General features: G+C 72.3%; 14 protein-coding genes and 1 pseudogene. 5 read left to right on the top strand and 10 right to left on the bottom strand.

Annotated features, from left to right (window positions below; translation table 11 throughout):
* The first annotated feature begins 114 nt into the window (after nt 1-114).
* The gene (locus ACWCPW_RS35885) at nt 115-1,104 is read left to right on the top strand and encodes an ATP-binding cassette domain-containing protein (protein WP_449765752.1); all 990 of its coding nucleotides are present in this window, start codon (nt 115-117) and stop codon (nt 1,102-1,104) included.
* A 97-nt stretch (nt 1,105-1,201) separates the two neighbouring features.
* Nucleotides 1,202-2,047: an ABC transporter permease gene (locus ACWCPW_RS35880; RefSeq protein WP_449765751.1), complete on the top strand. Its 846-nt coding sequence runs from the start codon at nt 1,202-1,204 to the stop codon at nt 2,045-2,047.
* Nucleotides 2,048-2,189: 142 nt separating this feature from the next.
* Here ACWCPW_RS35880 and ACWCPW_RS35875 read toward each other — a convergent pair whose 3' ends face one another.
* The 3 genes from ACWCPW_RS35875 to ACWCPW_RS35865 form a co-directional block, all read right to left on the bottom strand.
* Nucleotides 2,190-5,438, bottom strand: coding sequence for a BTAD domain-containing putative transcriptional regulator (locus ACWCPW_RS35875; RefSeq protein WP_449765750.1), 3,249 nt, complete (start codon nt 5,436-5,438; stop codon nt 2,190-2,192).
* 221 nt (nt 5,439-5,659) lie between these two features.
* Nucleotides 5,660-5,929 (bottom strand): DUF397 domain-containing protein, encoded by a 270-nt coding sequence (locus ACWCPW_RS35870; protein ID WP_449765749.1) that lies wholly within the window; start codon nt 5,927-5,929, stop codon nt 5,660-5,662.
* Nucleotides 5,926-6,795 (bottom strand): helix-turn-helix domain-containing protein, encoded by an 870-nt coding sequence (locus tag ACWCPW_RS35865; protein ID WP_402229602.1) that lies wholly within the window; start codon nt 6,793-6,795, stop codon nt 5,926-5,928. Before ACWCPW_RS35865 ends, ACWCPW_RS35870 begins: the two co-directional genes overlap by 4 nt.
* A 259-nt stretch (nt 6,796-7,054) precedes the next feature.
* On the opposite strand from ACWCPW_RS35865, the gene ACWCPW_RS35860 reads away from it, so the two are divergent.
* Nucleotides 7,055-7,456: an ATP-binding protein gene (locus ACWCPW_RS35860; protein WP_395859738.1), complete on the top strand. Its 402-nt coding sequence runs from the start codon at nt 7,055-7,057 to the stop codon at nt 7,454-7,456.
* Nucleotides 7,457-7,541: 85 nt separating this feature from the next.
* Here ACWCPW_RS35860 and ACWCPW_RS35855 read toward each other — a convergent pair whose 3' ends face one another.
* On the bottom strand, nt 7,542-8,489 hold the full coding sequence (locus tag ACWCPW_RS35855) for an alpha/beta fold hydrolase (protein WP_449765748.1): 948 nt from the start codon (nt 8,487-8,489) through the stop codon (nt 7,542-7,544).
* A gap of 149 nt (nt 8,490-8,638) precedes the next feature.
* Here ACWCPW_RS35855 and ACWCPW_RS35850 point away from each other — a divergent pair, with 149 nt between their 5' ends.
* Both ACWCPW_RS35850 and ACWCPW_RS35845 read left to right on the top strand, forming a co-directional pair.
* Nucleotides 8,639-9,805 (top strand): aromatic ring-hydroxylating oxygenase subunit alpha, encoded by a 1,167-nt coding sequence (locus ACWCPW_RS35850; protein WP_449765747.1) that lies wholly within the window; start codon nt 8,639-8,641, stop codon nt 9,803-9,805.
* A 477-nt stretch (nt 9,806-10,282) separates the two neighbouring features.
* A complete protein-coding gene (locus ACWCPW_RS35845; RefSeq protein WP_449765746.1) occupies nt 10,283-11,815 on the top strand; it encodes an outer membrane protein assembly factor BamB family protein in 1,533 nt (510 codons plus the stop codon).
* On the opposite strand, the gene ACWCPW_RS35840 is transcribed toward ACWCPW_RS35845, so the two are convergent.
* The 6 genes and pseudogenes from ACWCPW_RS35840 to ACWCPW_RS35815 all read right to left on the bottom strand — a co-directional run bounded on the left by ACWCPW_RS35840 (nt 11,731) and on the right by ACWCPW_RS35815 (nt 16,564).
* Nucleotides 11,731-12,570, bottom strand: a complete 840-nt coding sequence (locus tag ACWCPW_RS35840; RefSeq protein ID WP_449765745.1) for an urease accessory protein UreD — start codon at nt 12,568-12,570, stop codon at nt 11,731-11,733. The two genes, ACWCPW_RS35845 and ACWCPW_RS35840, sit on opposite strands and share 85 nt — an antisense overlap.
* Nucleotides 12,567-13,316, bottom strand: a complete 750-nt coding sequence (gene ureG, locus ACWCPW_RS35835) for an urease accessory protein UreG (protein WP_449765744.1) — start codon at nt 13,314-13,316, stop codon at nt 12,567-12,569. The genes ACWCPW_RS35840 and ureG overlap by 4 nt, the downstream gene beginning before the upstream one ends.
* Complete coding sequence (locus ACWCPW_RS35830) at nt 13,306-13,995, bottom strand: urease accessory protein UreF (protein ID WP_449765743.1); 690 nt, start codon at nt 13,993-13,995, stop codon at nt 13,306-13,308. The genes ureG and ACWCPW_RS35830 overlap by 11 nt, the downstream gene beginning before the upstream one ends.
* A gap of 126 nt (nt 13,996-14,121) precedes the next feature.
* Nucleotides 14,122-15,843 (bottom strand): urease subunit alpha, encoded by a 1,722-nt coding sequence (locus ACWCPW_RS35825; protein WP_449765742.1) that lies wholly within the window; start codon nt 15,841-15,843, stop codon nt 14,122-14,124.
* Between the two features lie 86 nt (nt 15,844-15,929).
* A pseudogene (locus ACWCPW_RS35820) lies at nt 15,930-16,238 on the bottom strand (urease subunit beta); the annotation flags it as partial.
* Between the two features lie 23 nt (nt 16,239-16,261).
* Entirely contained in the window at nt 16,262-16,564 is a 303-nt protein-coding gene (locus tag ACWCPW_RS35815) for an urease subunit gamma (RefSeq protein ID WP_449765741.1), read from the bottom strand.

Raw genomic sequence — 16,564 nt, 5'->3', positions numbered from 1 at the left:
CCGGCGGTGCCGGCGGCGTGTGCGCGCGATCTCAGCGGGCCCGGTGAAGCTGATGGCGACACACGACGAAGACGTCGGACACGGACGACGAACACCGAGCGGGGAGCGACCCCAATGACATACGCGATCGAGACCGAGGGACTGGTCAAGCGGTACGGCACCACCACCGCGTTGGCCGGGGTCGACCTGCGGGCCGAGGCCGGCACCGTACTGGGCCTGTTGGGCCCCAACGGCGCGGGCAAGACCACGATGGTGCGGGTACTGGCCACGCTGATCAAGCCGGACGCGGGCATCGCCCGGGTCGGCGGGTTCGACACCGTCCGGCAGGCGCACGACGTGCGCGGGCTGATCGGACTCACCGGCCAGTACGCCTCGGTGGACGAGGAGATGACCGGCTTCGAGAACCTGCTCCTGCTCGGCCGCCTGCTCGACATGCCCCGCAACGAGGCGAAGGCGCGTGCCCGCGAACTGCTCGCCCGGTTCGACCTGACCGAAGCCGGCGGTCGCACCCCGGGCACCTATTCGGGTGGTATGCGCCGCCGGCTCGACCTGGCCGCCTCGCTCGTGGGTCGCCCCGCCTTCCTGTACCTGGACGAGCCGACCACCGGGCTCGACCCGCGCAGTCGCGGCGACGTGTGGCAGATGTTGCGCGAACTGGTCCGCGACAAGGGGGTCACGGTGCTGCTGACCACGCAGTACCTGGACGAGGCCGATCAGTTGGCGAGCGACATCGTGGTGATCGACCACGGTCGGGTGATCGCCAACGGCACGGCCGACCAGCTCAAGAGCCAGGTCGGCGGTCAGAGCCTGGAGGTCCGGCCGGCCGACCCGACCCGACTGCCCGACGTGGTCGAGTTGTTGCGCGAACTCACCGGCCGGGATCCGATCGTGGAGCGCGAGCGCGGTCAGGTCACCGTCGCGGTCTCCGACGAGAACCTGCTCCCGGTGGTGGTCTCCCGGCTCGACCGGGCCGGTATCCGGGCCACCGAGTTCGCCCTGCGACTGCCCAGCCTGGACGAGGTGTTCATGACCCTCACCGGGCACCGCAGCCAGGACGCGACCGAGCGCGACGACGGGGCGACCGACCGGGGCAAGGCCGCGTGAAACACCGTCCCGACGTATACGGCACCCGGGTTCTGCCGCTGCTCGCCGTCCTGCTGCTGACCATCTCCCATCTGGCCCGTGTCCTAGGAGCCTCCCGATGACCACGACCACCGTCCGTCCCGCCGACGACACCGCCGCGCGTCCGCCCGCGAAGCCGGCAGCGCACGTACCGCACCGCAACGCCCCGAGCGCCGCGCTGCGGCACACGCTCACGCTCACCTGGCGCAGCCTGGTGAAGTTGAAGAAGCAGAGCGAACAACTGATCGACCTGACCCTGCAGCCGATCCTGTTCATCGTGATGTTCGTGTACCTCTTCGGAGGCGCGATCGAGGGCAGCACCCACGACTATCTCCAGTTCGTCCTGCCCGGGATCCTGGTGCAGACCGTGGTGTTCGCGTCGGTGGGCACCGGGGTCGGGCTGTGCACCGACATGTCCACGGGCGTGTTCGACCGGTTCCGCAGCCTGCCGATCTCGCGGATCGCGCCGCTGGCGGGCACCGTGCTCGGCGACGTGCTCCGCTTCCTGGTGGCCGTCGCGTCGGTGTTCGTGTTCGGCACGATCATCGGCTTCCGGTTCCACACCAACGTGTTCGCGGTGATCGCCGCGGTCGGCCTGGTACTGCTGTTCGCATTCGCCGTCTGCTGGGTCGTGGCGCTGCTCGGGGTGACCTTGAAGCAGCCGCGCACCGTGCAGGGCGTCTCGTTCCTGATGATGTTTCCGCTGACCTTCGGCTCGAACCTGTTCGCCAAGACCTCGACGATGCCGGGCTGGCTGCAGGCGTGGGTCAAGATCAACCCGGTCACCGAGGTGACCAACGCCTCGCGTGGTCTGCTCACCGGCGGGCCGGTGGCCCATCACGCGACGGTGGCGGTGATCTGGGCGTTCGCCCTGATGGCGGTGTTCATCCCGTTGACGCTTCGCCAGTACAACCGCCGGGTCTGACGCCTGGCCGGTGCCGACGCCTTGCCGGTGCCACCGGTCCGCCGCCCCGGCCGCCCAGTCGCCGGTCCGCACTCCGGCGGCACCGCCCGACCGCCCGACCGCCGGAGCCGACGCCGGCCCGCTCCGAACCGCCCCGGCACCCTCAGGGTTCCGGGGCCGCGAGCGGTTCCGGCCGGACCAGCGTGACCACCTCGTCCACCCCCAGCGCCGCGCCGGTCGCCTTGACCCGGGTGAATTCCTCGGTCCCCATGCTCGCTTCCAACCGTCGGGCGACCCGGTCCGCGTCGATGTCGCCGAAACCGGGGTGACCGCGCACCACCTGCGCCGCGCCGAGCAGCCGCGCCGCGCCCTCGAGGTCACCGTTGGTCAGGGCCAGCACGGCGAACCCCTCGACACACGAGGCGAACACGGGCATGTCCTGGCTCTCCAGCGCGTACGGGACGGCGGCGTCGAGGTGGTACCGGGCCGCCGCCACGTCGCCGAGGCCGCACGCGACGTGGGCCCGGCCGACGTGCAGGCTGCCGGTCAGTTGCGGGGGCAGCAGGGAGGTGTTCGGCAGCTCCGCGAAGGCGCGCTGATAGCGCCGCTCGGCCTCCTCGAAATCGCCCGTGTAGCGCGCGAGTTCGCCCAGTCCGAGTTCGGCGAGCAAGTGCGACAGCGGGGTCGAGTGCGCGTCGGCGCGCTGGACGAGATCGTCCATCACCCGCCGCGCGGCCTCGATGTCGCCGGACCGCGCGTGGATCATCCCCCGGCGGACCAGCAGTTGCGGGATCTCGTCCTCCGCCTGCAACTCGTACAGCAGCACGAGCGCCTCGTCCACGGCGAGTAGCGCACCGTCGAAGTCGGCCGTGTACATCAGCAGTTCGGCCAGCCCCGAGATCGCGGACGCGCGTCCCCACCGGTCGCCCATGGCGGCGAACCGGTCGCGGGCGTCGTTGAGGAAGTAGACCGCGGTCTCGGGTTGGCCGAGATTGACCGCGAAGTGCCCCCGCATCAGCCGGGCCATCGCCTGGGTCCACGGGTCGTCGAGCGTGTCGGCCGCCACCAGCGCCGCGCTCATGGCCTCGTTGTCCCCGCGCACCACGTAGCCCAGCATGTCGAGGAACACCGGCAGCGACTGCGGTGCCTTCGGGCCGAGTCGACGCACGATGATCCGGGCCCCGGCGTACGCGCGGATCGCGTCCCACCGCTCGCCGGCCGAGAAGGCGTGCAGCGCGTGGAACGCGAGCGCGGTGGCGCGCTTGTCCTGCGGCGCGGATCCGGGCACCGCGAGCCCCTCGTGACCCCACGCGTGCGCCTCGCCGTGGTTGCCGCGTATCGCCCAGAACCAGGACAGCGCCTCGACCAGCCGGGTGGCGGTGTCCGCGTCCGTGTGCTCGACCGCGTGGCGCAGCACGACCGCGAGGTTGTCGTGCTCGGCGGCGATCCGGTTGATCGCCTCGATCTGTCCCGGCCCGCGCAGCCGCGCGTCCTCCGCCTCGGCGTAGCGGATGAACCAGCGCGCGTGCCGGTCCGCGGTCGCGTCGCTCTCGCCCGCGTCGGCGAGCCGCTCGCTCGCGTAGGCCTGGATCGTCTCCAGCAACCGGTAGCGGGTCTCGGTGCTGCCGATCACGTCCACGAGCGACTTGTCCACCAACCCGGCGAGCAGGTCGAGCACGTCGGCCCCGGCGAAGTCCTCGCCCGGCAGCACCGCCTCGGCGGCTTCCAGCGAGGTGCCGCCGGCGAACACCGACAGACGACGCAGTGCGACCCGTTCGCGCTCCTCCAGCAGGTCCCAGCTCCACTCGACCACCGCGCGCAACGTCTGGTGCCGGGGCAGCGCGGTCCGGCTCCCGCCGGTCAGCAGCCGGAACCGGTCGTCGAGCCGGTGTGCGATCTGCGCGGGGGTGAGCGAGCGGGTACGGGCGGCGGCGAGTTCGAGGGCGAGCGGTTGTCCGTCCAGCCGCCGGCAGATCTCGGCGACCGCGCCGATGGTGGCGGTGTCGATCACCAGGCCCGGCCGGACCGCGCGGGCCCGGTCGGCGAACAGCCGCACCGACGCGTAGGTCATGCCCTCGTCCACGCCGACGCCGGCCGGTGGCAGTGCGAGCGGTCCCAGCGGGCACAACATCTCGCCGTCGATGCCGAGCGGTTCCCGGCTGGTGGCCAGGATCCGCAGGTGGGGTGTCTGGGCGAGCAGTCGGCCGGCGAAGGCCGCCGCGGCGGCGACCAGGTGTTCGCAGTTGTCCAGGATCAGCAGGCTGGGTCGGCCCGCGAGCAGTTCGACGATCCGATCCACGACATCGCGGCCGGCGCCGGGCAGGTGGGTGTCCAGCAGACCCACCTCACGTCGTCCCAGTGCGGTCAGCACCGCCTGCGGGACATCCAACGGGTCCAGTACGGGGGCGAGTTCGACGAACCAGATGCCGCCGTCCACGCCCTGGCCGCGGGCCGCGAGCCGGGCGCCGGCCTCGGTGCTCAGCCGGGTCTTGCCCGCGCCTCCCGGGCCCACCACGGTGACCAGGCGCGACTCGTCGAGCAGCCGGTCGACCCGGACCACCTCGTCCTCGCGGCCGACGAACGTGGTCAGCCGCGCGGGCAGATTGCCCGGCGCCGGGCGAGGCGCGGCCGCCGGGCGGGACTCGGCCGGTGCGGACGGGGCCGCCCGAGCCGTCGGGCGCGGGTCGCCGCCGCGCAGCACCGCGAGGTAGGCCGCCTCCAGGTCCGGCGAGGGGTCGATGCCCAACTCGTCCGCGAGCCGCTCGCGCAGGTCCTGATACAGCGTCAGCGCGTCCGCCCGGCGGCCCTCTTCGTGCAGCGTGCGGATCAGCAGTCCGTACAGTCGCTCGCGCAGCGGGTGTTCGCGGGTCAACTGTTCCAGCTCGGCGGCCAGTCCCTGGCTGCGGCCGAGCGTCAACTGGGCCTGCACCCGGTCCTCGATCGCGCCCAGGCGCTGCTCGGCCAGCCGTGCGGCGGGGCCTATCGCGAACGGCGCGTCGGCGGCGTCGACCAGTGCCGGACCCCGCCACAGCGCGAGCGCCCGGCCCAGGGTCTCGGCGGCGCCCGCCGGGTCGCGTTCGCCCAGCATCCCGCGACCGCGGACCGCGAGCGTGCCGAACACGTGCGCGTCCACGTCCTCGGGGCGGATCCCCAGCACGTAGCCGGCCGGCCCCGAGTCGAGTTCGGCGGGCAGGTGTCGACGCAGCCGGGAGATCAGCGACTGGAGCGCGTTGCCGGCCCCGGCGGGCGGCTCGTCGCCCCACACGGCCGCGATCAGCCGGTCGGCGGAAACCGGCTTGCCGGGGTCCAGGGCAAGCCGGATCAGCAGCGCACGCAATCGCGCGCCGCCGATCGTCACGGATCGACCGTCGTCGTCCCACACCTGGAGCGGGCCAAGCACCGAGATCTGCACCCCACCACTCTTCCACCCCGATGCGCTGCCGGAGCGTGCCGGAGTGCAGCGCACGGAGTGGAGTAAGGGGTCGGCGACGGAGAGTTGCGCATTGGGAGCGTCCCGGGGCACGGGAACCCGGGACGATCATCGGGAGAATTCACTCTTTCGTGGGATTAATTCCCACTCTTGGGAGTGAGGAGTGCGAACAATCAACCGTTCGGTATCGGAACGGACTCGGCTCAGGCGCCGATCCCACCGATAAAGATCTGCCACGCACCGGCTTCCAGTTCGAGCACCGGACCGGCGGCAACTTTCGAGTCGCGCACCAGGACGGCGCTCTCGACGGGGGCCGTCTCGACGCAATTGCTGGTGGCGCCGCTGTATGTGCTCCGCCGCCACGCGTGACCGGCGACAGTGCCTTGACCTGCGTCTTTCCCATCGATGTAGGAAACCGCAGTGATACTCGGGGAATCGAACCGGAAAAGCGAACCCGGGTTTGTGTTGCTCAAGACAATTCCTTTGCTGCGAGCTCGATCATGGACAAGGATTCACCGTACGACAGCGCCGAAGCGCGGATGTCCTCAAACAAACGCTCATAGACGCTGACGTGTTCGGGCTCCTCCAGATAGAGGCTACTCGTATGCGTGTCGAGTACGACCACATCCAGATCGGAAAGCGCGGGGAATCCGATGATCGCGAATGAACCCTCGATCGCGGGGTGTGCGCCCGCCGAGAACGGGAGGATCTGCAGGCGCACGTGCGGCCGCGCGGCGGCGGCCATCAGGTGCTCCAACTGGGCCCGCATCGTCTCCCGGCCGCCCACCACGGTGCGCAGCACGGACTCCGAGATCACCACGGTCAGCCGGAACGTCGCCTCGCCGTGCGGCCCGACGCGGTCCAGCACCGCCTGCCGCTCCTGGCGCACCCGCACGAGCATGTCCACCTGCTCGGCGGACATGTCCTCGCGCACCGCGGCGATCACCGCCCGGACATAGTCCGGGGTCTGCAACAGGCCCGGAATGAGCGAGAGTTCGAATCCCCGCATCCCCGAGGACTCGGCCTCCAGGCTGAGCAGTTCGGCGTAGGAGCTGGGCAGGATCGACGAGTAGCTGTGCCACCAGCCGCGCTTCTTGGCCTCGCGCGCCAGGGTCAGCAGCGAATCGCGCTCCTGCTCGTCCGCGACCCGGTACAGGTCCAGCAGGATGCGCAGGTCCACCGGTCGTACGCCGCTGCGGCCCAATTCGATCCGACTGACCTTGGAATCCGAGCACTCCAGGCGCACGGCGACATCTTCGAGGCTCAGGCCGCGCGCTTCGCGCAACCGGCGCAGCTCGGTCCCGAGCCTGCGCTGCCGAACGGTCGGATTGGGCGCCATGGCCACGCCGCACCTCCACTTACACGCTGTTCACGCACCGAACCGGAACGTCGGCGCGTCCGATCGGGGGACAGTGTGCCCTACTGCGCGTGGAAGTGTGGTTACTACCGGAAACTTCCCGTCGATCCAAGATTGGGAGTTGCACACTCATTCACGGCCGGGCACGCTCCATGTCGGTCATGACTTAATGTTGTCCACGGGTCGCTCTGGGTGCATGCCTCGGATCGTGCGACCCCCTGCCGCACGTCCGGAGGTCGACATGCCGGTGATGGCGGAGGACGTCCGTCACTATTGCGTTCAACTCGCCGCCTCGGCCCTGGGGGTGGGCCGGGCCCGCCGGACCACCGGCAAGGTTCTGCACGACTGGGGTCTGGCCGGGTTGGTCGACGTGGCGGAGGTGCTGCTGACCGAACTACTGACCAACGTGCTCGTCCACGTCGGGCCCGGGGCCTGGCACGCGCTGACCCTGCTGCACGACGGCGACGTGCTGCGGGTGGAGGTGCGCGACTCGTCGCCGCGCATGCCGATCGCCCGGGTCGGCGACTGGGACGAGGAGTCGGGTCGGGGGTTGCGGATGATCGACGGCCTGGCGCACGCGTGGGGCGCCGATCGGCTCCCGCCGGGCAAGGTGGTGTGGTTCACCCTGCCGGACCGGCCGTGACCGGCGACGCCCGGGCGCGAGTCGGTCCGGGGCCGGTCGATCCGGCTGCGTCGGTTCCGCCGCCCGCTCCCCCGCCGTCGGCCCGTCAGCCGTCGGCGGGGCCCGCGAGCAGGCATTCCTCGGCGAAGGCCAGCACGCGCAGGTGATACGCGCGCGCGGCGTGGTGCAGGCTGATGTTGTGCCCGACACCGCGCTGCGTGTGCGTCTCCACCCGGCCCGCGGCGGTGAGCAACTCGCGCGCCTCGGCCGGTACTTCCGGACCGGCCGGCTGGGAGCGCTCGAACTCGGCCACGGTCCAGTGCACCGGCGGCACCACCCTGGCCAGCACCGCGGGCAGCGTGTGCGGGGTCTCCCGTACGTCGAGGAACTCGGCCATCGGCACCGCCGCCGCCACCCGCCCGGCCCGGGTGAGCAGCGCCGGGTCGTAGGAGCCGGGCGGCCCGAAGAAGGTGTCCGGAGTGCCACCGCCGGTCGACGGCACGAAGTCGCCCTCGGTGGGGACCGAGGCGAACTCGGCCAAGCGCTGTGGCGTGTACCGCAACGGCGCGCCGCCGACCGCGAGCCCGAGCAGTTCCCGGCCGCGCTTGTCCGCGCCCATCCGCAGCGCCAGGATCGCGCCCATCGAGTGCGCGACGACGAACACCGGCAGCCGCCCCGGCCCGTTCGACCGCGCGTCGACCGGGATCCCGACCGCCTCGTCCGGCGCGTCGACCAGGCTCTCGGCCACCTCGTCGAGCAGCGCGAACACCAGGTCCGCCTGCGCGTCCAGCCCCTGTCGCTCCCGGGCCAGGCCCGCGGAGGCACCGTAACCGGGCCGGTCGATCGCCAGGACCGTCCAGCCGAGCGCCGCGCCCAGCAACAGGAGCGAACCCTCGGCGGCGGCCTCGCGATGCCAGTAGGCCGCGCGCGACCCGCCGCCGTGCAACGCGAGCAGCAGTCCGCGGGCGCGGACGCCGGGTCCGGGTCGGGCGAGCAGACCCGACAGGGTCAGGCCCGCGATGTCATAGGCAACGTTCTCGACCCGGCCGGGCATGGTGCTGACCTCCACGTGCGATTGCCCACTGATGACACCACATCCGGTCGCGGGTCATTGACGGGGTATCGGCTCGGTCCAACAATGTAACGGTGTAACAGAGATCCGGTCGGGGTTGTGCCGGCCGGCCCGGACATCGGAGTCACACCGTGAAGCACCAGGACGTGGTCGCCACCGGGCGGCGCATCATCGAGCACATCACCCACCGCACGCTCGACCTGGGCGCGGCGCCCGCCGTCCTGGACGGCTCGTGCTTCACCGACCCGGTCCGGCACGCCCGCGAGCGGGAGGTGCTCTTCCGTCGCACGCCGCAGGTGATCGGCTGGGCCGGCGAGGTGGCCGAGCCGGGCGACTTCATCGCGCGCGACGTGGACGGCGTACCGGTCCTGGTGACCCGGGACCGGGACGGCGGATTGCACGCGTTCCTGGACGCGTGCACGCACCGGGGCATGCGGGTCAGTCGGGACGTCCCGGAGACCGAGGGCCTGACCGGCACCGGCTGCGGCAGCGCGCAGCGCTTTCGCTGCGGCTATCACGGCTGGACCTTCGACGACCGGGGCGCCTTGACCGGGCTGCCCGGGCGTCCGCAGTTCCCGGGGATCGACCCGGAGAAGTTCGGCCTGCGCCCGCTGCCGGTCGCGCTGTCCGCCGGCCTGGTGGTGGTCGGCCTGCGTCCGGACGTCGAAGTGGCCGGCGCGCTGGGCGAACTCGAGGACGCCTACGCGGGTTTCCCGTACGACCGCACCCGCGCGGTGGTCAGCGAGCGGTTCGAGTTGGCCTGCAACTGGAAACTCACCGTAGACGTCAACGTCGAGGCTTACCACGTACCGTTCCTGCACACCGCGACCATCAACGGGATCGTGCTCAACCACGGCATCGTCGACACGTGGGGACCGCACACCCGGTTCGCGGTCCCGATAGTGGGTTTCGAGCAACTCGCCGAGGTCCCCGAGGAGTCCTGGCCCGCGCGGCTGCCGATGGTCAACGTGCAGACGGTGTTGCCGTCCACCGTGCTGATCGAGAGCCCGCTGAGCACCACGATGTTGCGGATCTACCCGGGCGACCGGCCGAACCGCTCGGTCGTGCACATGACCGAGGGCACCTGGGAGCCACTGGCCCAGGGCAGCATCGCCACGGCCCGGGCCAATCACGAGACCAACAAGCGGGTGCTGGTGACCGAGGACTTCCCCGGCGCCGAGTCCTGCCAGCGCGGCTTCGACGCGGGTCTGCCGGCGATGGTGGTGGGGACGGGCGAGTCGGCGGTCGCCCACTGGCACCGGGTGTGGGACGGCGCGCTCGAGTCGGCCCGGGACTGAGCACCGCGACGACCCCCGGGCCGGCGTCGACAGGCCGGCGGGCCGGCGGGCACGGGCGGGTTATGATCGTCCTGCTCGCGAAACGCTGTGCGGTTCGCGAAGGAGGCGCCTTTGGCCGGGCGCCTCCTTTTCTTTTGCCCGAAGCCGGTCCGGCCCTTGTCCGGCCCTTGTCCCGCGCCTGTCCCGCGCTTGTCCGGCCCCGGTCCGAACGCGACCCGACGCCGGTCCGGGCGCGGTCCGGACCCGATCCGAAGCCGGCCCGCTCCCGGTCCGAACCGGTTCCGGCGCGGTCCCGGAACACGCGCGAACCGGTCCGAAAGCACCGCCGAGGTCGCCCCCGGGCGCCTCGTGTTCCCCTCCCGCTCCGGGCCGGCGAACCGTTTCCGGATCGTTTTTCCGGGCTCTATCCGTGCCGCCCCCCAGGTCCTACTCTGCTCTCCAGCAAGCACGTCGACAGGTCCCGGAAGGGCGTGGGCGATGCCCGGAGTGCGGACGCTCGGTGAGGTGCTCGACCACGACGGTCCGCTTGCGGACGGCCCGTTGCGCGAGGTCGCGGCGGGCATCGCCGACGCTCTGGCCCGCGTGCACGCGATCGGCCTCGTGCACGGCCGGCTGGGTCCGGACCAGGTGCTGATCACCCCGTACGGTCCGCGCGTGACCGGCTTCGCGGGCCGCACCGACGCGGACGACGGCGGCGATCCCTCGGAGGACGTGTACGCGTTCGGCACGCTGATCACGCTCGCCGGGGGCGGCACGCCCTCCGCCGAGTTGAGCCCGCTGCTCCGGCGCTGCCTGGACCCCGATCCCGGACAACGTCCGACGGCGGTGGACGTGGACCGGGTGCTGACCCCGCGGCCCGCGTCACTGGTCCTGCCCGCCGCCCCCGCGCCGGAGCGCGCCGACATGCCGCAGGCGGCCCGGGCACAGGACCCGCCGACCGGGCGCGGACTGACCCGGCGCCGGCTCCTGATCGCGGGCGGCTTCGCGGTCACCGCGGCGACGGTGACCTCGGCCGGCGTCGCGTTCGCGCGGCTGGGCGAGGGCCGGACGCAGCCGAAGACGCGATGGCGGCGCGCGGTGGAGGGTCGGGTGACCACCCTCCAGGTCTTCGACAACGTCGCCTACTGCACGACCACGGAGAACGTGGTGATGGCCCTGGGCACCGAGACCGGCGTCGCGCTGTGGACCGCGCGCACCGAGTCGATGGTGTGGTCCGAGCCGGTGGTCTCCGGGACCGCCGTGTTCCTGGCGTGTGTGGCGGGGCAGCTCTCCGCGCTCGACCCGGGCAGTGGTGAACGGGTGTGGCAGCAGTACGCGGGCGACCAGATCCTCGGCGCGCCGGTGATGCTGGGCTCGTCCCTGGTGGTGGGCACCCGGGACAACCGGGTGCTCGCGTTCGACATCGCCCAGGGCGCGCACCGCTGGGAGTGGAGCGACTCGGCGCAGCGCGGCGGGGTGATGCCGGCCGTGATCGGCGAGAACGGCGGCGACCTGGTGTACCTGACCTTTACCGACGGCACGGTGAGCGCGATCGTCCCCGAGCACGGGGAGCCGCGATGGTCGATCCACCTCGCCGCGCCGATCACCCGGCCTCCGCACGTCATCCGTGACCTGGTCTACGTGGTCACCGGGTTCACCCTGGTCGCGCTGAACATCGCCACCGGCGACATCGTCTGGCGCTTCCGCGGCACTCCGGACCTGACCGCGCCGGTGGTCGCGGACGACATCATCTACACCACCGACGTCGGCACGCTGTACGCGCTGGACGCGCGCACCGGCGCGGAGCGCTGGCGGCGGACCACCGGGGCCAGTGTGCCCAGCCCGGTGGCCGTGGTGAACGGGTTCGCCTACGCCGGCGGCACCGACGAGTTGCACGCCTTCGATCGGGCGACGGGCCGGCGGCGCTGGACGCATCCGCTGCCGACCTACCTGACCGCCGCTCCCGCGGGCACCGGCGAGGTCTTGTTGTTGGGTACGGCCGGCTCCGAACTGGTCGCCCTGGAAAACTGATCCGCCGCGACCGGGGCCGGGGGCGCCGCGGGGACCGGCGCCGAGGCCGACATCCCCGCGAGCGCGCGGTGTGCCGTCATCGTGTCCCGCGCCGTCACGGTCACCAGTCGCCCGCCGCCCGCCAAATCGCACACCGCCCGGCCCGGCGCGCTGATCGGTCGATCGGGCGGGGCCGGCAGGGTGAACCGGGTGGCCACCACCCTCCCGCCGGCCGTGCCCGCCGGCCCGCGCCAACCCGGATGCGCGGCCGGGCCGTAGCCGCTCTGCTGGCGCAGCACCGGCCGCCCGTCGACGACCACGTCCCAGCGCGAGAGCGCGTCCCCGCAGGGCTCGTCGGCGCGCCCCAGGACCAGCGTCTCCTGCACGAACAGGCGTGCGTCCGGCGCCGGTTCGGCCCGCACGACGCTGTGGAAGGCGGCCCGCGCGGCCACCACGACCGGTTCCGGCAGCCACTCCAGCAGGCCGCCGGCGCCGATCACCAGATCCACCCGCTGCCGGGCCGGCGTGCCGTCGCCGATCAGGATCACCGCGGCGGCGGCGGTGCGTACCCGCAGCCGCGCGCCGGCCCCCACCTCGACGCGCAGCGCCAGGTCGTCGCCGCCGATCGGTCCGGCCGCGCCGCCCACGAAGACCACCTCGGCGACGGCGCCCGGCACGGACACCTCGCGCGGCAGCAGCGGCACCTGCCCGCGCAGTTCGGTAAGCACCGTGCGGCCGTGCCGAAGTTCCGCGCGGACCACGGCGGTTGCCTTCACCCGACGACCGGGGCCGCGACCGGCGCGGCCTCGACGGGGCTCGCCGGCCGCACCGGTACCGCCGTGCCGGCCCGCCACGCGGCGATCTGGTCGAGCACCCACGCGGTGACCACGTCCGCCCCCGGACTCTCGCGCAACGACAGGAAGGCCACCGGGGTGCCCGGCCGCATGCGGGCCGCGTCGCGGTCCATCACGGCCAGGTCGGCGCCGATCTGCGGGGCGATGTCGGTCTTGTTGATCACCAGCAGGTCGGAACGGGTCACCCCGGGACCGCCCTTGCGCGGCACCTTGTCGCCGCCGGACACGTCGATGACGAACATCTGCACATCGGCCAGGCCCCGGCTGAAGGTCATCGTCAGGTTGTCGCCGCCGGACTCGATGATCACCAGGTCCAGGTCCGGATGCGCCGCCTCCAGGTCCTCGACCGCGTCCAGGTTGCCGCTGATGTCGTCGCGCACGGCGGTGTGCGGACAACAGCCGGTCTGCACGGCGGCGATCCGGTCCGCCGCCAACACGCCGGCGGCACGCAGGAAGTCGGCGTCCTCGGTGGTGTAGATGTCGTTGGTGACCACCGCGAGCGAGAAGCGTTCGGCGAGGACCCGGCACAGCGCGGCGACCAGCGCCGTCTTGCCGGATCCCACCGGTCCGCCGATGCCGATCCGCAGAGCGCGCGAGCCGGGCACGGCGGGCGGGGGCGAAGTGTGCGCGTGGGTACCGCCGTTGCCGGGGGCGTGGTCAAGATGCAAAGTGGACGACCTCCTCGTGGGCGTGCAGTTCGGCGCAGACGTCGAGGCCGACCGAGGACCAGCACGGCAGCCGGTCCCAGTCGCCGTCGGCGAACACGGTGCGGGCCGCGTCGGCGGCCTCCTCGGCGACCTGGTCGCAGTGCCCGGCCATCTCGGCGAGCACCACGGTGACCGAGATCGGATCGAGGGAGAGCAGCTTGACCGCCGCCGAGGCGGGCCCGTTGACCACGTTGGTCGCGGCCAGCACGGCCGCCTCGCGCTCGTCGAGCCGGGCCCGGGTGGCCGCGGCGCCGAGCACGATCGCGTGGTGCGGGGACACCCCCAGGGCCGGCCACGGTTCGGTGGGCCAGGCCGCCTTGACCACCCGGCGCAGTGATCGGCCCTGGGCGCGCGAGGCGGCCCGGGCCGGCGCGGAGGCGGTCCGCGCGTCGAGTTCGGCGTCGAGTTCGGCCCACGGCGCGATCTCGGGCAGCGCGTACGGCCCCGCGGTCAGCGCGGCGACGGCGGCGAAGGCCGCCTGCACCGCGCCGGTGCCGTAGAGCTTGCCGAGCAGGAATTCGGTGAGTGTGTCGAGGTCGTGCACCTCGCCCCGCAGGACGGCGTTCTCCAAGCCGCCCGAATGCGCGTAGCCGCCTGCCGGCAGCCTGGAATCCCCGAGCAGGAGAAGTCCAGCACCCATGAGTACCACCTCTTACTGGTCGTAACGTGTCGATGTCGGTCCTGGCCGGTCACCGCAGTCACAGTTCTACATCCTGACGGTGAGTCAGCTTTCACTGACCCTCCGTCAAGAAGCAATCGGGCGCAATCAGAACAGGAAATAACGTTGCGCCATCGGCAAGGTTCCGGCCGGCGCCGCGACCACTTTCTCGCCGTCCACGCGCACCGAGAACGTCTCGGGATCCACCTCGATGTGCGGCATGGCGTCATTGAGCGGCATGGCCGACTTGCCCCGTCCTCGCACGTCCCCGGTCGGCACCAGCCGGCGGTCGATGTTCAGCCGCTCCGCGAGCCCGTCCTCCAGCGCCGCCGGCGCCACGAAGTGCACCGACGTCGCCGCCGCGGTGCGCGCCGCCGCGCCGAACATGGGCCTGGGCAACACCGGTTGCGGCGTGGGAATGGACGCGTTCGCGTCGCCCATCGCGGCCCACGCGATCGCCCCGCCCTTGACGACCAGATGCGGTCGCACGCCGAAGAACCTCGGGTCCCACAACACCAGGTCGGCGAGCTTGCCGACGGCGACCGAGCCGACCTCCTCGTCCAGTCCGTGCGCGACGGCCGGGCAGATCGTGTACTTGGCCACATAGCGCCGGGCCCGCAGGTTGTCCGCGGCCCCGTCGCCGGGCAGCGCGCCGCGCCGCACCTTGTTCACGTGCGCGGTCTGCCACGTGCGCAGCACGGTCTCGCCGACCCGGCCCATCGCCTGGCTGTCCGAGCCGATCATGGAGATCGCCCCGAGGTCGTGCAGCACGTCCTCGGCGGCGATGGTCGAGGGCCGGATCCGCGACTCGGCGAACGCCAGGTCCTCGGCGACGGCCGGATTCAGATGGTGGCAGACCATCAGCATGTCGAGATGTTCCTCGACCGTGTTGACGGTGTGCGGCCGGGTCGGATTGGTGGACGAGGGCAGGATGTTGGGCAGTCCGGCCACGGTGATGATGTCCGGCGCGTGCCCGCCGCCGGCACCCTCGGTGTGATAGGCGTGGATGCTCCGCCCGCCGATCGCGGCCAGCGTGCCCTCGACGAAACCGGTCTCGTTGAGCGTGTCGCTGTGCAGCGCGACCTGGATGCCGGCCGCGTCCGCCACGCGCAGCGCGGCGTCGATCACCGCGGGCGTCGAGCCCCAGTCCTCGTGCAGCTTGAGCCCGCCCGCGCCGGCCCGGATCTGCTCCCACATGGCCTCCTCGGACACGGTGTTGCCCTTGCCCAGGAGGACGAAGTTGATCGGCACCCCGTCCAGCGACTCCAGCATCCGGGCCAGGTGCCACGCGCCCGGCGTGACGGTGGTCGCCTTGCTGCCCTCGGCGGGCCCCGTACCGCCGGCGACCATCGTGGTCACCCCGGCCGACAACGCCTCGGGGAATTGGGTCGGCGAGATCAGGTGCACGTGGCAGTCGACCGCGCCGGCGGTCAGGATCCGGCCGTTGCCCGCGATGATCTCGGTCGACGGGCCGATCACCAGGTCCGGGTGCACGCCGTCCATCGTGTCGGGGTTGCCCGCCTTGCCGATCGCGCGGATCCGGCCGTCCCGGATGCCGACGTCGGCCTTGACGACGCCCCAGTGGTCCAGGATCACCGCGCCGGTGATCACCGTGTCCGGCGTGCCCTCGGCGCGGGTGGCCACGGACTGCCCCATCGACTCGCGGATCACCTTGCCGCCGCCGAAGATCGCCTCGTCCCCGGCCGCGCCGCGCGGGCGGGTCAGGTCCTCGGTCACCTCGACCAGCAGTTCGGTGTCGGCGAGCCGGATCCGGTCCCCGGTGGTGGGGCCGTAGAGCAGCGCGTATCGGTGCCGATCGATCGACGTCATCGCGCGTCCTCCCGGTCCGAGGCGCCCAGTGCCGCGTCCCCCGGATCCGCCGCGTCCGCCGCGTCCGCCACGTCCCCGCCGCCCCCCGCGTCCAACACCCCGCCGCGGCCGGCCCGGAGCCCGGGCACGATCCGGGCACCGGCCAGCGGCACCAGTTCCACCTCGCGGGCCACGCCCGGCTCGAACCGCACGGCGGTCCCGGCCGGCACGTGCAGGCGATGCCCCCAGGCCGCCCGGCGATCGAACTCCAACGCGTCGTTGGCCGCCGGGAAGTGCAGATGCGATCCCACCTGCACGGGCCGGTCCCCGGCGTTGACCACCGGCAACACCAGCACCGCCCGCCCCGGGTTCAGCGGGATGGGCTCCTCGCCCAACAGGATCTCGCCCGGTACCACGGCCGCCAACGACCGGCGCGGCCTCACGGAATCGGCCGATGCACGGTCACCAGCTTGGTCCCGTCCGGGAAGGTGGCCTCCACCTGCACGTCCGCCAACAGCTCCGGAACGCCCTCCATCACGTCGTCCCGGTCGAGCACGTGTCGACCCGCCTCCTGGAGGTCGGCCACCGAGCGCCCGTCCCGCGCGCCCTCCAGCAGGAACGACGACAGGACGGCCACCGACTCCGGATGGTTGAGCCGCAGTCCTCTGGCTCTCCTGCGCTGCGCCAGATCGGCGGCGTAGGAGACCATCAACCGCTCCTGCTCATGCGGGGTCAGCAACAC

The organism is Embleya sp. NPDC001921 (assembly GCF_053594475.1).
Note: the sequence above shows the minus strand (reverse complement) of the source record. Positions and strands in the feature narration are given on the sequence as shown.

Bases quoted from the DNA above. Each gene is read 5' to 3' on its own strand.
- ACWCPW_RS35885 (WP_449765752.1), top strand. From the start codon at position 115: ATGACATACGCGATCGAGACCGAGGGACTGGTCAAGCGGTACGGCACC.
- ACWCPW_RS35880 (WP_449765751.1), top strand. From the start codon at position 1,202: ATGACCACGACCACCGTCCGTCCCGCCGACGACACCGCCGCGCGTCCG.
- ACWCPW_RS35865 (WP_402229602.1), bottom strand. From the start codon at position 6,795: ATGGCGCCCAATCCGACCGTTCGGCAGCGCAGGCTCGGGACCGAGCTG.
- ACWCPW_RS35860 (WP_395859738.1), top strand. From the start codon at position 7,055: ATGCCGGTGATGGCGGAGGACGTCCGTCACTATTGCGTTCAACTCGCC.
- ACWCPW_RS35855 (WP_449765748.1), bottom strand. From the start codon at position 8,489: ATGCCCGGCCGGGTCGAGAACGTTGCCTATGACATCGCGGGCCTGACC.
- ACWCPW_RS35845 (WP_449765746.1), top strand. From the start codon at position 10,283: ATGCCCGGAGTGCGGACGCTCGGTGAGGTGCTCGACCACGACGGTCCG.
- ACWCPW_RS35830 (WP_449765743.1), bottom strand. From the start codon at position 13,995: ATGGGTGCTGGACTTCTCCTGCTCGGGGATTCCAGGCTGCCGGCAGGC.
- ACWCPW_RS35825 (WP_449765742.1), bottom strand. From the start codon at position 15,843: ATGACGTCGATCGATCGGCACCGATACGCGCTGCTCTACGGCCCCACC.